Source organism: Micromonospora sp. LOL_014 (assembly GCF_048060245.1).
In the GTDB taxonomy this organism is placed as follows: Bacteria; Actinomycetota; Actinomycetes; order Mycobacteriales; family Micromonosporaceae; genus Micromonospora_E.
The window spans coordinates 118,123-133,140 of record NZ_JBHMIP010000010.1 but is presented as its reverse complement, the minus strand read 5'-3'; the positions used below and the strand labels follow the sequence as shown (position 1 = coordinate 133,140).

At 70.8% G+C, this 15,018-nt stretch carries 16 protein-coding genes; 1 reads left to right on the top strand and 15 read right to left on the bottom strand.

The features are described from left to right. Positions 1-10 precede the first annotated feature (10 nt). From ACFHW1_RS11430 to ACFHW1_RS11385, 10 genes are all read right to left on the bottom strand, one after another. Positions 11-937 carry a TIGR03564 family F420-dependent LLM class oxidoreductase gene (locus ACFHW1_RS11430; protein ID WP_416615366.1) on the bottom strand — a complete coding sequence of 309 codons (927 nt, stop codon included), beginning with the start codon at positions 935-937 and terminating at the stop codon, positions 11-13. A gap of 8 nt (positions 938-945) precedes the next feature. Continuing rightward, positions 946-1,716, bottom strand: a complete 771-nt coding sequence (locus tag ACFHW1_RS11425; protein WP_416554215.1) for an enoyl-CoA hydratase/isomerase family protein — start codon at positions 1,714-1,716, stop codon at positions 946-948. Further along, the gene (locus tag ACFHW1_RS11420) at positions 1,713-2,252 is read right to left on the bottom strand and encodes a MaoC/PaaZ C-terminal domain-containing protein (RefSeq protein ID WP_416615364.1); all 540 of its coding nucleotides are present in this window, start codon (positions 2,250-2,252) and stop codon (positions 1,713-1,715) included. Before ACFHW1_RS11420 ends, ACFHW1_RS11425 begins: the two co-directional genes overlap by 4 nt. Continuing rightward, positions 2,249-3,070 (bottom strand): ABC transporter ATP-binding protein, encoded by an 822-nt coding sequence (locus ACFHW1_RS11415; RefSeq protein ID WP_281554286.1) that lies wholly within the window; start codon positions 3,068-3,070, stop codon positions 2,249-2,251. Before ACFHW1_RS11415 ends, ACFHW1_RS11420 begins: the two co-directional genes overlap by 4 nt. Further along, positions 3,067-3,930 (bottom strand): ABC transporter permease, encoded by an 864-nt coding sequence (locus tag ACFHW1_RS11410; protein ID WP_289206805.1) that lies wholly within the window; start codon positions 3,928-3,930, stop codon positions 3,067-3,069. The genes ACFHW1_RS11415 and ACFHW1_RS11410 overlap by 4 nt, the downstream gene beginning before the upstream one ends. Positions 3,931-3,963: 33 nt before the next feature. Further along, complete coding sequence (locus tag ACFHW1_RS11405) at positions 3,964-4,998, bottom strand: ABC transporter substrate-binding protein (RefSeq protein ID WP_416590850.1); 1,035 nt, start codon at positions 4,996-4,998, stop codon at positions 3,964-3,966. Between the two features lie 248 nt (positions 4,999-5,246). Further along, positions 5,247-6,773 (bottom strand): class I adenylate-forming enzyme family protein, encoded by a 1,527-nt coding sequence (locus ACFHW1_RS11400; RefSeq protein WP_416590851.1) that lies wholly within the window; start codon positions 6,771-6,773, stop codon positions 5,247-5,249. Between the two features lie 5 nt (positions 6,774-6,778). After that, on the bottom strand, positions 6,779-7,171 hold the full coding sequence (locus tag ACFHW1_RS11395) for a hypothetical protein (RefSeq protein WP_416554206.1): 393 nt from the start codon (positions 7,169-7,171) through the stop codon (positions 6,779-6,781). Positions 7,172-7,208: 37 nt separating this feature from the next. Beyond that, entirely contained in the window at positions 7,209-8,015 is an 807-nt protein-coding gene (locus ACFHW1_RS11390; RefSeq protein ID WP_416554204.1) for an enoyl-CoA hydratase/isomerase family protein, read from the bottom strand. Further along, positions 8,012-8,947 (bottom strand): hypothetical protein, encoded by a 936-nt coding sequence (locus ACFHW1_RS11385; RefSeq protein ID WP_416554202.1) that lies wholly within the window; start codon positions 8,945-8,947, stop codon positions 8,012-8,014. Before ACFHW1_RS11385 ends, ACFHW1_RS11390 begins: the two co-directional genes overlap by 4 nt. A 248-nt stretch (positions 8,948-9,195) precedes the next feature. On the opposite strand from ACFHW1_RS11385, the gene ACFHW1_RS11380 reads away from it, so the two are divergent. Continuing rightward, positions 9,196-10,470 (top strand): MFS transporter, encoded by a 1,275-nt coding sequence (locus ACFHW1_RS11380; protein WP_416554200.1) that lies wholly within the window; start codon positions 9,196-9,198, stop codon positions 10,468-10,470. Between the two features lie 11 nt (positions 10,471-10,481). On the opposite strand, the gene ACFHW1_RS11375 is transcribed toward ACFHW1_RS11380, so the two are convergent. The 5 genes from ACFHW1_RS11375 to ACFHW1_RS11355 all read right to left on the bottom strand — a co-directional run bounded on the left by ACFHW1_RS11375 (position 10,482) and on the right by ACFHW1_RS11355 (position 14,951). Continuing rightward, positions 10,482-11,630 carry an NAD(P)H-dependent flavin oxidoreductase gene (locus ACFHW1_RS11375; RefSeq protein WP_416554198.1) on the bottom strand — a complete coding sequence of 383 codons (1,149 nt, stop codon included), beginning with the start codon at positions 11,628-11,630 and terminating at the stop codon, positions 10,482-10,484. After that, positions 11,627-12,451, bottom strand: coding sequence for an aspartate/glutamate racemase family protein (locus ACFHW1_RS11370; protein ID WP_416615363.1), 825 nt, complete (start codon positions 12,449-12,451; stop codon positions 11,627-11,629). The genes ACFHW1_RS11375 and ACFHW1_RS11370 overlap by 4 nt, the downstream gene beginning before the upstream one ends. A gap of 121 nt (positions 12,452-12,572) precedes the next feature. Next, positions 12,573-13,886 carry an RNA polymerase sigma factor gene (locus ACFHW1_RS11365; RefSeq protein WP_416554194.1) on the bottom strand — a complete coding sequence of 438 codons (1,314 nt, stop codon included), beginning with the start codon at positions 13,884-13,886 and terminating at the stop codon, positions 12,573-12,575. Positions 13,887-13,892: 6 nt separating this feature from the next. Further along, positions 13,893-14,246: a YciI family protein gene (locus ACFHW1_RS11360; RefSeq protein ID WP_416554192.1), complete on the bottom strand. Its 354-nt coding sequence runs from the start codon at positions 14,244-14,246 to the stop codon at positions 13,893-13,895. Positions 14,247-14,342: 96 nt separating this feature from the next. Beyond that, a complete protein-coding gene (locus ACFHW1_RS11355; RefSeq protein ID WP_416554190.1) occupies positions 14,343-14,951 on the bottom strand; it encodes a PadR family transcriptional regulator in 609 nt (202 codons plus the stop codon). Positions 14,952-15,018: the final 67 nt, after the last annotated feature.

Sequence of the window (15,018 nt, the reverse complement as noted above, 5' to 3'; positions counted from 1 at the left end):
CCGATCCGCGTCACTGTCGGCCATCCCCGGTCGAACGGGTGGTCCCGGCCAGCTCGCCGATCAGCGCCCGCGTTGCCGCCCGTTCCTCCGGGGTGCCGTAGAACTGGGCCGCGAAGGTGCTCGCCCCGGCCCGCGCATAGCGGTCGATCTCGGCCCGCACCTCGTCTGCGTCACCGACGATCGCCATCTGGTTGGCCCGCTGTAAACCTTCACGGTCCAGCATCGCCCGGTAGGACGGCTTGTCGTCGTACCAGCCGAGCACCGGGTCGATCGCCGCGCGGGCCCGGGTCGGGTCGTCGGTGACGCAGACCGCGGCGGTCACCACGATCTCGGGGGTAGGGCGGCCGGCCGTCCGCGCGGCGGCGGTGATCGCCGGTACGGTCAGCTCGGTCAGCGTGCGCGGGCCGACCATCCAGGTGATCGTGCCGGCGGCAAGGGCACCGGTCAGCTCCAGCATCTTCGGGCCCAGCGCGGAGACCATCACCGCCGGTGCCGGCGGGTCGCCGCTGATCGTCAGGTCACCCCGGGCGGTGATCACCTCACCGGTGTAGCGGACCCGCTGGGTCAGCGCGCCGGTCAGCGCGGTCAGGTACTCGCGCATGTAGCGCGCCGGCCGCTCGTAGGACATCCCCCAGCAGGGCTCGACCACCTGCGGGTGCGACGGCCCGACGCCGAGCACCAACCGGCCGCCGAGCAGCATGTTGGTGGTGAGCGCCTGCTGGGCCAGGGCCATCGGGTGACGCGGGTAGACCGGCACCACGGCGGTGCCGATCCGCAGCCGGCTCAGCTGCCGACCGTACGCGCCGATCACGGTCAGCGCGTCGTGCCCGAAGCCCTGCGTCAGCCAGTAGCTGGCGATCCCGTCGGCGTCGGCGGCCCGCAGGTCACGCTCGAGGTCGTCGAGCCGTTCGATGTGGCTGAAGATCCCGTAGTCCATCGTGCCCCTCAGTGCCGGAATTCCCGCATGGACTCGCCGCGCCGGGCGGTCGAGGCGTCGGAACGGGCCAGCATCGCCAACCCGAACGCCTCGGCCGCGGACCGCTGCGCCTGCACCGCCGTCCACACCGTCTCCACCGTGGTGGTCAGCACGTCGAGCGGATGCTGGGCGATCTCGGTGGCGATGGCCAACGCCCGGTCCACCAGATCGGCGGGAGCGGTCACCTCGGTCACCAGACCGAGCTCCAGCGCCCGGCGGGCGTCGATGCGGTACGCGCGCCCGGTCAGCACCATCCGCATCAGCTCGCCGAGCGGCAGCCGCCCCAGCGCGCCGACCGCCTCGACCGGGTTGGCCAGGCCCACGTCGTGGTGGGTGTCGAAGAAGGTCGCCGTCTCGGTGCAGAGCACCACGTCGGCGTCGTTGACGAAGTGCCAGCCACCGGCGCAGCAGTGCCCGTTGACCGCCGTCACCACCGGCTTGTAGACGCCCAGGTCGCGGGCGGTCAACGCGACCCGGCCGGCGTGGTCCAGCGACGGACTGGTGACCCCGGCGTCGAGGGTGTCGTCGACGTCGAAGCCGGTGCAGAAGCCGCGCTCGCCGGCTCCGGTCAGCACGGCGACGTGCAGGCCGTCGTCGGCACCGAACCAGCGCCAGGTACGCCGCAGTTCGTCGACCATCACCCGGTCGTAGGCGTTGAGCCGGTGCGGCCGGTCCAGGGTGACCAGCAGCACCCGCCCGTGCCGGGCCAGCGTGAGGGTGCTGGTCGACGGCGGTTTCACGGCTGCTCCGGGTTTGCCGCGCCGACGCCCGGCGCAGAATCGGACTCGGACTCGGACTCGGACTCGGGCAGTGGGCGCAGCAGGTAGGAACGCGTCATCCGCAGGACGGTCTCGTCCCGCTGGTTGCGTACGTCGTCGTGCACCACGCCCACGTACATCCGCCCGCCCGGGGTCGGCTCCAACCGCGTCACCTCGATACGCACGCGTAGCGTGTCACCGGCGGACACCGGCCCGGTGTACCGGATCTCGTCGATGCCGAGCGCGGCGTGGCAGTCCAGGCCGGCGGCGTACCAGGCGGCGTACATGGTGGTCGAGGTGAGCCCGGCGGCGAGCGCGATCAGGCACGGCCCGCCCAGGATCGGCCGGCCGAACCCGGTGCCGCGCATGTACTCGGCGTCGGTGTGCAGCGGGCCGTTCTCCCAGGAGACGTTGACGATCGCGGCGAAGTCTCCGTCGGTCAGCGTCCGGGCCGGGGTGAGCAGCACCGCCCCGGCCGCGAATGCGGTCGGCAGCCGGGGTCGCAGCGCGCCGGTCACGACGCACCCGGCCCGGCGAGTCGGGTGTGTGCCTCGTCGACGACGAGACCACCGTCGTCGGTGGCGGTCATCGTCGAGATGATCTCGTGGGTGAGTTCGCGGCTGACGTCGAACAGCCGGGGATCGTCGTAGCTGCGCGGCAACGGCACCTCGACGTCGACCACCCGGCGTACGGTCGACGGCCGGTTGGACATCAGCACCACCCGGTCGGAGAGCACCGCGGCCTCGAACACGTTGTGGGTGACGAAGACGAACGCCTTGCCCGCCGTCTGGGTACGCAGTTCCAGCAGCAGCTGACGCAGGCTGCGGGCGGTGAACTCGTCCAGCCCGCTGAACGGCTCGTCCATCAGCATCACCGGCGCGTCCAGCACGAACGCCCGGGCCAGCGCGGTGCGCTGCTGCATGCCGCCGGAGATCTGGTGCGGATAGTGGTTCTCGAAGCCGGCCAGTCCGACCCGACGCAGCACCGGCATCACCCGGTCGGACCACTGCGCCCGGTCCACCCCGGTCGCCTTCAGGGCGAACTCGACGTTCTGCCGGACTGTCTTCCAGGGCAGCAGCCGCGGCTCCTGGAACACGTAGCTGAACTGCACCCCCGGTGCCCCGCTGCGGATCTCGGCTGTGCCGGTGAAGTCGGTGTCCAGCCCGCTGAGCATGTTCAGCACGGTCGACTTGCCACAGCCGGACGGTCCGACCAGCGCGACGAACTCGCCGTCGGCGATCTCCAGGTTCATCCGCTCGATGACCGTGATGAAGCCGTTGCGGGTGTGGAAGCCCTTGACCAGGTCGGATATGACGATCCGGGCGTCGGCGCTCATCGGGCCCCCTCCGGACGCCAGCGGAACAGCTTGGCCTCGATCGGTTTGAACACCGCCAACTCCAGCACCACCATCAGGATCGAGAAGAACAGCGTGAGTGCGAAGACCTGTTCCATCCGGAAGAGCTGGAACCAGTAGTTGAGCCGGTAGCCGATGCCGTCGGTGCGGCCGAGCAGCTCGGCGAGGACGACGACCTTCCACACGATGCCGAACCCGAACCGGGCCGAGGCCATCACCGCCGGCAGCACCTGGGGCAGGGTCACCTCCCGGGTACGCAGGCCCCGCGACGCACCGAGAGTGCGGGCCATCTGGCCGAGCCGGGGGTCGATCGCCTTGACCCCGGACCACATGTTGATCGCGATGATCGGAAAGGACGTCAGGGTGATCGCCACGACGGTGGCGGTGTCGTTGAGGCCGAACATGATGAACGCGACGATCACCCAGCAGAGGCTGGGGATGGTCTGGCCGACGGCGATCCAGATGTCCAGCAGCCCTTCGGCGATCCGGGACAGCCCCATCACCAGACCGACCAGCACACCGAGCACCATGGAGGCGGCGAAGCCGATCAGGATCCGGACCATGGTGACCTGCAGGTCGGTCCAGAAGACCGTCTCCTGCACGCTGGTCACCAACGCCGACGCGGTGGTCCACGGGGTCGGCAGGATCCGCTCCCCGACGGCCAGTGAACCCAGCCACCAGATGACGATCAGCATGAACACGGAGGCGATCCGCAGCGAGACGCCGTGCCGCAGGAAGCGGTGGGCGCCACCGCGCCCACCGCCACCACGGCCCCCCGCCGCGCCACGATCCGCCGCGCCGGCTGTCGCGAGCGCCGGTTGGGTGGTTTCGGACAGGGTCATCGTGCGTCTCCTCGCGAGGCGGGGTGGTCGAGGTCAGACGAACAGTCCGTCGGGCACCTCGGGCAGGAATTCCGGCTCACCGTTCTCGCTCAGGAAGGTGAGCAGCTCGGCGGCCTGCTGCTTCTCCTGCTCGCCCCACTGCTCGACGAGTCGGCCGCGCTGGTTCTCCCAGATCACGTCGAGCACCGCCTGGTCGTCGATGTCGTACAGCTCCCGCAGGGCGGCGTCCCACAGCGACTGGTCGCTGTTGAACCGGGTCTGGTATTCGAGGTTCACATCGACGAAGGCCTGCACGGCCTCCTGGTTGGCGTCGATGAAGTCGGTGGCGAAGTCCCAGCCGGCGGTGAACGCCTGCAGCCCGGTGGCCTCCTCCAGCAGCACGCCGAGGTCGCCCAGCGACCGGTACTCGCCGCTGACCACTCGGTCCGCGCCGGCCGGGTCGATCACCAGCGCCATGTCCACGTCGCCCTCGCCGAGCAGTTCAGCCATCAGGTTCGGGGCGCCGTACTGCACCTCGCAATCGGTGGTGGGGTTGAAGCCGTGGTACTCGCGGCAGAGCGCGAAGAACTGGTTGGTGGAGGAACCGATGGCACTGCCGAACAGTCCGAGCTTGCGCCCGCGCAGGTCGGCGAGGGACTGGATGTCGCTGTCGGCGCGCACCAGGATTCCGTTGGTGGTGCGCTGCAGCGCGAAGACCACCTTGCGGTCGACGCCGGTGGCGACCAGGTTGGCGGTGGACGGGATCCCGCCGAGGCCACCGTCGACCTCGTTGGCCCGGTACGCGGTGTAAACGGCGGCCGCCTCGGCGTACTCCTCGTACTGGATGTCGAGGCCGGCGGCCTCGAAGGCACCGTCGGACATGGCGAGCTTGAACGCGGCGAGCGCCGAGGCCGGTAGTCCGGCGAGTCGGATCGTGGTGAGGCCGCCGTCGGCGGCCCCGGTGGAGTCGGAGTCGGAGTCGCCACTACCGCAGGCGGTCAGCAGTACGCCGCCCATGAACGCGCCGCCGAGACCGGCGAGCACGGAGCGACGGGAGAGGGCGGCACCGGAACTATTGAAGTGGGACACGATGGCCTCCTGATCACGAAGTCCGTGCGGCCGACGGGTGAGCCGCGAGCCGCATCGGGACCTTGGTGCGGATGACACTAACGGCCCCTGAGCAGCCAGTCCACTAAAAGTCAGAGTTTTACCGTACTGACATACTCGCCACTGCTAGCAGCAGCCAACGAGCGGCAGGCACCACGTCCCACAGCGGAACGACAGCGAGAACCGCCACTTACCGGAATTGGTCAGACATTAAAAGTAGAGGCACGCAATCAACCCTTTCCAGGTTGACTGACGTACTCGTCACGGATCGTCCGCTTGAGGATCTTTCCACTCGGGTTGCGCGGCAACTGATCGACCAAGTGCCATTCCCGGGGGACCTTGTACCGAGCCACGTGCTCCCGTACGTAGCCGTCCAGCGCGGAGACGTCGATCTGCTGGCCGTAACGGCTTACCACGAACGCGGCGATCCGCTCTCCGTACACCTCGTCCGGAACGCCGACCACCGCGACCTCGTCCACCGGCCCGTGCCGCGCGATGACCTCCTCGATCTCGCGGGGGAAGATGTTCACCCCACCCGCGATGATCATGTCCTTCTTTCGGTCGACGATCGAGATGAAGCCTTCCTCGTCACGGACCGCTATGTCGCCGACCGAGAAGAACCCGTCGGCGTCGTACCCGGCCCGGGTGGCCTCCTCGTCGTTGAGATAGCCGGTCAGCAACAGCGGCGAACGCGCGTACAGCTCGCCGGGCTCGCCGGGACCGACCTGCGCCCCGTCCTCGTCGACCAGGCGTACCTCGTTCCAGAACCACGGATGGCCCACGCTGCCCGCCCGGTCCAGCGCGAACTCCGGCCGCAGGTTGGTCACGATCGAACACTCCGTCGACCCGTAGAGTTCGTGCACCTCCACGCCGGGGAACGCCTCGATCACCCACTCCTTGAGCGCGACCGGCAACGCGGCGGCGTTGAAGTAGAGGGTCTTCAGCGCCGACAGGTCGTAGCGGGCCACCGGCTCCGGGCAGAACCGGCGGATGTGCTGGGCGTGCGTGGGCACCAGGAAGACCGTCTCCGCCCGGCTGCTCACCATCAGATCGAGCAGCCGCTCCGGATCCCAGGTCGGCAGCACGGTGCAGGAGCCGCCGAGCATCGGTGCCGCGTACGCGAACTCGAAGCCGGCGCCGTGGTACATCGGGGCCACCGCGATCGTGCTGCGGTTCGGGCCCAACCCGTAGTCCAGCCCCACCCCGAACGCGGTCAACACCCGGCCCCGGTGGGTGAGCAGCACACCCTTGGGCCGTCCCGTGGTGCCGGAGGTGTACGTGACACAGAACGGGTCCAGCTCGTCGACCGGCACCTGTGGGTCGACCGCCCGCCCACCGTCGAGGAACCTCCCGTAGTGCTCGCCCACCCCGCCGTCGAAGCTGAGCACCAGCCGCAGGCCGTCGAGCAGCCCGTCGACCCGATCGGCGAGGTCGTCGGCCAGAATGATCCCCTGGACGGCCGAGTGGGCCAGGATGTACGCGTTGTCGGTCACGTTGTTGCGCGGGTTCAACGGCACCGTCGGGATGCCGGCCTTGGCCATCGCCGCGGAGATCTCGAAGTACTCGTACCGGTTGTTGCTCAGCACCGCGATCCGCTCTCCGGGCGCCAACCCCCGGTCCAGGGTCGCACTGGCCAGCTGGCTCGACCGCTGGTGCAGGGCACCGAAGGTGACCTCACGGTCGCCGTCGACCACCGCGACCCGGCGTGGCGTGGCGCGGCCGAACTCCCGGATCCCGGCCGCCATGTTGAGCTGCACACCCGTCACCTTTGGTCCGCCTTTCCCGATTCGTTCATCAGCATGACGGCTTCGGCCTCGGCCACGGGCGCACCGTCGGCGTCAACGGCGGTCCACCGCAGCTCGGCCACGACCTTGCCGCTGGAGGTGCTCCGGCTGGCGAGGCGCTCAATCCGCACCCGCAGCGTGGCGCCGGCCCGGACCAGCTGATGGAACCGCATCCGGCGCAGCTCCAGCAGCGCGATCGCGTCGTCGAGCTGCCCGGACTGCTCGGCCAGGCCGCCCATCAGTAGCAGCACCGCCTGGCCGGGCAGCGGCGGGCCACCGCCACTGCCCGGGTCCGGCGGGTTGAACAACGGATGGGTGTAGCCGCCCCGACTGATCAGGGTGTCGACCAGCTCCGCGGTGACGGTGACCAACGGCGGATCCGCCGACGGCGAGGGCGGGGCCGACGGTTCAGGCAAGGCCGCGGACATCGACGTCCCCCCAGACCGGCTCGCGCTTGTCGACGAACGCCCGGTAGCCCTCGGCCGCCTCGGGCACCTCCTCGTGCAGCCGGGAGAACATCTCGCGCTCGTAGCGCAGGCCCTCCTCCAGCGTCATGGTGTGCACCGAGTTGAGCAGCCGCTTGGTGATCGCCATCGCCGGACGGGACCGGCCGCGCAGCGACGACAGCAGCTTGCCGACCTCGTCGTCCAGCTGCGCCCGGGGTGCGCTGGCCAACGCGACACCCCACTGCACCAGCTCCGGCCCACGCAGCCACAGCGGGGTGAGCATCAGCGCCTTGGCCCGCTGGTCGCCGAGCTTGCGCGGCGCGCGCTGGCTGGAGCCGGCACCGGGCGGCATGCCGAACTCCAGGTGGATGTCGCCGACCTTCGCCTCGTCGGCGGCGATCACGAAATCACAGGCCAGGATCAGCTCGAAGCCACCGGCTCGGGCGAGGCCGTTGACCCGGGCGACGACCGGTACGCCGAGCTGCTCGATGCGACGCAGCACCGCATGGTACGAGCGCAGGAACGGCAGGAAGATCCGTTGTGGGTCGTCGAAGCAGGATTCCAGGAAGTCGATGTCCATCCCGACGCTGAACGCCCGGTCCCCCACTCCGGTGATCACCACGGCCCGCAGGGTGTGATCGACCTCGGCGGCGGCCAGGGCGGCGTCCAGTCCGGCGATCGCCGCCGGCGTCAGGCTGTTCATCGAATCCGGGCCGTCGAGGACGATCGTCATCACCTGGTCGTCGGTGGCGAACCGTACGTCGGTCACGTCGTCGCCTCCCCCACCTTGACGAACAGTTCGACGTCGGTGTCGGCGACGAACGTGGGTGCCGGTGCCCCGGCCGGTACGTGCACCAGCGAGCAGGCGGTCAGGGTCCACCCGGCGACCGTCGCCGTCCCGCTGGTGGTGACGAGGAACCGTTCCCGGTCGACCGGTTGCGGCGTGCCGGTGTACCCGGCCGGTAACCGGACCAACGCACTGCACGCCCCGGTGGCCACGTTGCGGCTCAGCGGCTTGCCGACTGGCACGGTCGGTGACGCGACGCCCGCCGGGCCGGCGCCCGGCGTCGCCGGCCGCACCGCTGCGGCCGCCCCCGCCGGCAGACCGAGTACGCCGGGGTCGAGGCCTGACCAGTTGGCGTCGATCGGTGCCCAGGGCAGATGCCGGGACTCGACCCGGCGCAGGTAGCCGCGCGGTCCGACGCCGCCGGCGGGCGAGCCGGTCTCTCCTACCAGGGCGGCGAGGGCCTGCTCTCCGGCCTGGTGGTCCGGGCAGACCACCCGGGTCACCCGGTCGCTGCCCTCACTGGCGACCGCACCCTCCATGCAGAGGATGTTCTCGAATCCCTCGTCGCTCCAAGCCTTGTGCACCCAACCCGGCGGACGCCAAAAGTAGTCTCCGGCGATCAGCCGCCCCTCGGCGCTGAGTTCGGCGGCACCGTCGAGAAAGTACGCCTCCTCGACGCTGTCGTGGTACGCCTCGCTGAGATCGCGGTAGCCCGCGACCGCCCGGATGTGATCGATCCGTCGGGTGCTGTCACGGTCCAGCCACAACGACCGCATCCAGTACCGGGACAGCAGTTCACGCACCTGGTCGGGGTCGCCGCCGAAGTTGTCGCGGAAGGCGGGCTCCATCGAGTCGTACACCTGCTCGCCGTTGACCCACGGCACGTCCTCGGCGTCGACGATCGTGACTGTCATCCGGGTACCTCCACCTCCCGCCGCCACCGGCGAGTGCGCCCACGGTCTCAGCCTAATATGTCTGACGTTAGTCGGGTAGATATCGGCGTCGGACATCCGAAGCCGGCTCTGTTTCCACCTGGTAGACCAGGAACCGCCAACACATCAGCACTTCCCGACCACACTCTGCCGGCGGGAGACTCGGTCTGGCAAGACCTTGACAGCCGCCATCCTTATTCATCAGACTTTTGCCCGGAAGGCGGTGGCCGGTGTCGACCTCTCCGCTGGAGGAACCCCCACGGCGCGGCGACGCGACCGACAGCCCGGTCATCGTCGACCGGCGGGCCCCGACGACCGGATCGGCGTACCTACCGTCCGCGCGGATGGCCGCCGCCGCCGGCGCGCTGATCCTCGTCGCCGTACTGGGCAGCTTCGCCGCCTCACCGCTGTTCCCGATCTACGCCGACCGCTGGCAGCTGACCCCGGCGCAGATCGCTCTAGCGTTCGCCGGCTATCCCGTCGGGGTGGTCCTGGTCGTCACGCTGCTCGGCGGCCTGTCCGACCGGATCGGCCGGCGGGCGGCGATGCTCGGCGGCGTCGCGCTGGTGCTGGCGGCGTGCCTGGTGACCGCGACCGCGACGTCGCTGCCGGCGCTGGTCGCCGGGCGGATCGTGCAGGGGATGGCGACCGGGATGGTCAGCGCCACCACCGCCGCCGCCCTGCTGGACTTCCACCCCCGGGGCACCCGGGCGGGCACCCTGACCCACGCGGTCTGCACCACCCTCGGTATGGGGCTCGCACCGTTGATGTCCGGGCTGCTGGCCGACCATACCCGGTACCCGCTGGTGCTACCGTTCGTCGTCATCGGCGCGGCCGCTCTGGTGCCGCTGGTCCTGCTGTTCCGCACGCCGGCCGACCGCCGGACGACGCAGCGGGTCCGACTGGTCCGGGCGGTCCGGGTCCCCCGCGACATCCTGCTGCCGTTCAGCATCGCCGCCTGCTCGCTGATGACCCTCAACGGCTGCATGGCGCTGTTCGGTACCTTCGGCTCCCGCATCCTCGCCGAAGGCGCCGGCGTCACCGCCGCCGGTGGCGCCGGCGGACTGCTCACCCTGCTGATCGGCATGACCCTGCTGTCCCAACTGCTGCTGAACCGACTCGACGCCATCCGGTCGGTCTGCTTCGGCGTCGTGGCGATCACGACCGGTGCCGGCGCCACCGCGCTGGCCCTGCACCTGGGCAGCCCGGCGGTCACCGTCACCGGGGCCGCGCTGATCGGCTTCGGTGGCGGACTGACGCTACTCGGCGCCACCCGACTGATCGGCGAGTCGGCGCCGACCCACCGGCGGGCGGAGATCTTCGCGGCGTGGATGGTGGCCGCCTTCGCGACGCTCGGCGGCAGCTCGCTGCTCAGCGGCCTCGCGTTGACCGGGGCCTTGCTGCCGGCGGTGCTGACCGTCGCGACCGGCGTCATCGCCCTACTCTGCGCGTACACGCTGGTCGCCGGCGCGGTCCACGCCCGTCGCGGGCGCGCACCACGCTGAGCCACGGCACGTCAGTCGCTGGCGCGGACGCCGATGTTGTCGCTGGTGTCGTCGGAGTTGGCCAGGGCGGTGAGATCGCCGACCGCGTCGGCCATGCCGGTACGCAGGTCGTCCAGCACACTGGCGACGGAACGCACCCGGTCCACCAGACCGACCGCCTGACCCGCCGCCGAACCCATCACCGGCGTGACCTGGTGCTCGAAGGAGCTGACCACGGCGTCGCGGGCCAGCACTTGCTGCACCGGGGAGGCCAGTGGCGCCGGAGCGTCCGGTTGCCGCCAGGCCTGGGTCCACGCGGTGGTCAGCTGCCGGGTCGGCTTGCCGGTGTACGCCGTGGTCTTCGCGGTGTCGGTGGCCGCCGCCGTCACGATCTTGTCCTTGACGACCGGGTCGAGATCGCTCTCGGCGGTGGCGAGCCAGATCGAGCCCGTCCACACCGCCTGGGCACCCAGTGCCAGCGCGGCCACCACCTGACGGCCGGTGGCGATGCCACCGGCGGCGACCACCGGCACGTCGCCGGCGGCAGCCACCACCTGCGGCACCAGCACCATCGAGGTGATCTCACCGGTGTGTCCGGCCGCCTCGTAGCCCTGGGCGACGATCACGTCGACGCCGGCGGCCAGCTGGTGGCGTACGTGTCGTGGGTCGCCGACCAGGCCGGCGACCAGCATGTCCAGTCTCGTCGCGGCGGCCCGCACCTGGGCGGGAGGCGGCCCGAGCGCGCTGGCCACCAGCCGCACCGGGTGGGCCCGCACGACCTCCCACAGCGCGAACGCGTTCGCGTGGGTCATCAGGTGGTCGATCTCGGTCGGCATCCCGCCGAGCCGGGTCCGGCCAGGTTCACTGCGGCGCAGCGGAATCCCGAGCCGGGTCTGCAGCCCGGCGACGAAGTCCTGGTGCCCGGCCGGGATCTGGGCGAGCAGGTCGGTCGGGTCGTCACCAGCGGACCTGGCGGGAAAGAGCAGGTCGACGCCGTACGGGCGACGCCCGCACTCGCGATCAAGCCAGGCGAGATCCTGTTCGAGGTCGTCGGGGGACATCGAGGCCGCGCCGAGTACCCCGAGCCCACCACCCCGGCTGACCGCCGCCACCACGTCGCGGCAGTGGCTGAAGGCGATCACCGGCAGGTCGATGCCGATCCGTCGACACAGCGGGGTCACGACGACGTGCCCAGGGTCACCGCGCAGACCTCGCAGCCGTCGTCCTCGACGGTGCAGTTCGAGCCCGACTGCGCCGCGACGCCCAGGTAGGCGTCGACCAGCGCGCTGACCGCGCCGAGCCGGCCGGTCGGCGGTGCCGGTCGGGTCGCGGCGAGGGCCGCGGCGTGCCCGGCGGCCAGTCCGACGACCGACGGGTCGCCGATCTCGATGCCGACCCGGCCGGCCACCTCGGCGGCCACCGGGGTCATGCAGGTGCAGCCGAAGAGGATCAGGTCAGTGCCGTCCCGGTCGGCGGCCCGCAGACACGCGGCGGAGATGGCGTCGACGACGTCGGTCTCGCCCCGGGCCATCCGTGCCTTGACCCCGGCGTCGGTGCCGACCCGGTGCAGTTCCGTCTCGTCGGACAGGTAGTGCACCCCGGCGGCGAGGGCACCGCCGGCGCAGCTGCTCAGCCGCTCGGCGTAGAGATAGTCCATCGAGGCGGGCCAGACGGTGACGATGCTGAACCGCCGACCGAGCTGGCCCGCCCAGGCCAGGGAGGCCTCGCCGGCACCGACGATCGGCACCGAGGTGGCGGCGCGCAGCCGGCCCACGCCGTAGTCGCCGAACGTATCGATGTAAACGGCGTCGCAGCCGGCGACGATCGCCGCCTCGGCGACGTCGACCGTGTCGACCTCGGTGAGTAGATGCTCGTACGGGGTACGGGCGAATCGGCGCAGCCGTGGTTCGACGAGTTCGGTGACGAGGCCGGGTGGATCGGGCAGCACCGGGGCCCGCTTCGCGTCGGAGTTGATGACCGCCAATCGTCGCAGCTCACTCATGTCGACCTCCCGCCAAAAGTCTGACCTATGAATGTCAGTGGTGTCAACGACTCCGTCCACTCCGGCTTCTAGCTTGATGGGCTGCTTGCAAGTAAAAGTCATACCTTTGACAGCCAGATGGTCAGTCCGCTACAGTGGCCGCCGCCTCGGCGGCAGTTAGCCGACGCCGTAGATGTTCCCGATCCGGTTCGGTGCCGGCCAGGCCCACCGCCTGCCGGTAGGCGTCGGCCGCGTCGGCGTACCGGCCGAGCCGGTGCAGCAGATCGGCCCGGGCGGCCGGCAACGGGTGGTACGACCGCAGGCGCGGATCGGCGACCAGCTCGTCGAGCAGGGCCAGACCGGCTGCCGGGCCGTCCCGCATGGCCACCGCCACCGCCCGGTTCAACGCCACCACCGGCGACGGTGCCGCCCTCAGCAGTACGTCGTAGAGGGCGACGATCTGCGGCCAGTCGGTGCCGGCGACGTCGGGCGCCTCGTCGTGCAGCGCGGCGATGGCGGCCTGCAGCCCGTACGGGCCCGGTGGGCCGCCGGTCAACGCCGTGCGGGCCAACGCACAGCCTTCCCCGATCATTGGACGGTCCCACCGACGCCGGTCCTGCTCGTCGAGGAGTACCGGCACCCCGTCCGGTCCGGTCCGGGTGTGACGGCGGGCGTGCACCAGCAGCAGCAGGCCGAGCAGTCCGGCGGTCTCCCGTTGCGCGGGCAGCAGCCGGTGCAGGATGCGGGCCAGCCGGATGGCCTCCTCGGCCAGGTCCAGGCGTTGCAGGCGGGGGCCGGAGCTGGCCGCGTACCCCTCGGTAAAGATCGAGTACACCGCCTGCAGGACACCGGGAAGCCGCTGCGGCAACTCGTCGGCACCGGGCACTCGGAACGGGATACGCGCGTCGCGGATCTTGCGTTTCGCCCGGACGATCCGCTGGGCCATGGTCGCCTCCGGCATCAGGAAGGCCCGGGCCACCTCGGCGGTGGTCAACCCGCCGAGGCAGCGCAGGGTCAACGCCACCCGGTCCTCGGCGGTCAGCGCCGGGTGGGCGCAGGTGAAGAACAGGGCGAGCCGGTCGTCGGGCAGGTCCCGGTCGACGTCCGCCGCCTGAGCCGGGTCGGCCCGGTCCGCCTCGGTCTGCAGCACCGCGATCCGCAGGGCCAACGTCCGGTCGCGGCGGATGCGGTCGACGGCCCGGCGGCGCGCGGTGGTCAGCAGCCACGCGCCGGGCCGGGTCGGCACCCCGGAGACCGGCCAGTGCGTCAGCGCCGCCTCGATGGCCTCGGCGGCTGCCTCCTCGGCCAGGTGCAGGTCACCGAAGCGGCGTACCAGGGTGGCGAGCAGCCGGCCGTGTTCCTCGCGGAACACGGCCGCCACCGATGCGTGTACCGCCGCCGGGTCCGTTTCCGGGGCCCGGGCGGCCGGGTGGTTCTGCGGCTCGCCGCCGATCATCCGGTGTCAGAGCCCGAACTCGGCGATCGGACGCACCTGCACCGATCCCCCGTCCCGAGCGCCGGGCGAGCGGGCCGCCCAGTCCAGCGCGACGTCCAGGTCCGGTACGTCGATGACGTCGTACCCGCCAAGCACCTCCCGGCTCTCGGCGAACGGACCGTCGGTGACGATTCGTTGTCCGTCGACGTCGACCTTGACCGAGGTGCAGGTGGTCAGGTCGGCCAGGGCGTTGCCGCTGACCCAGATGCCGGCGTCCTTCATCTGCTTGTCGTAGGCCATCCAGTCCTCGACGGTGCACTGCGCCCCGGGCTGGTCCGGGCCGTCGGTCGGCGGGCTGACGAACAACAGCATGTACTTCATGTCGGGCTCCTCGCAGGTGGTGGTGTTGTCGTACGCCTTGACGACGATCGGCGGACCGCCGTTTCGACAGCTGATCCCTGCGAATCCTGCCGGGACCTACTCGGAGTCGGCCAGGATGGCGTACAGCTTGCGGCGGGTCTCGTCGAGTACGGCCAGGGCCCGCTCCCGCTGCTCGGGGGTGCCGTTCATCATCACGTGGCGCAGCGCGTGCAACGTCTGCATACCGGATTCGCGCACGTCATGCCAGCTCTCCACGGTTTCCGGGGCGAACTGCGTCCACGGCGCCTGCTCGGCGGCCTGCTCGGCCTCGGGGCGGCCGGCGTCGGTCAACGCGTACTGCCGGCGGCTGCCGCCGGCCGCGTCCACGGTCCCGACGACCAGCCCTTCGTCCTCGAGCAGTTGCAGGGTGGGGTAGATCGATCCCGGGCTCGGTCGCCAGGCACCGCCGGTGCGGGAGTCGAGTTCCCGGATCATCTCGTACCCGTGCATCGGTCCTTCGACGAGCAGGGCGAGCACGGCGGCACGCACGTTCGGCCGGCGGCTGCGGCCGCCGCCCCGGCCCCGCCGCGGGCCGCCGCCCGGCCCTGCGCCGAAGCCGGGGCCTGGGCCGGGACCGAACCCGAGGCCGGGGCCGAACGGCGGGACTCCGAATCCGCCCCGCATCCATGCCTGCCGTCCGCCGTGGAACCGGTGGTGGAACTTCATGTCTGCCTCCAAATGCGTTGTCGATACTTTGACGATATATCGCCGACCAGTCATCGACAACACGAAT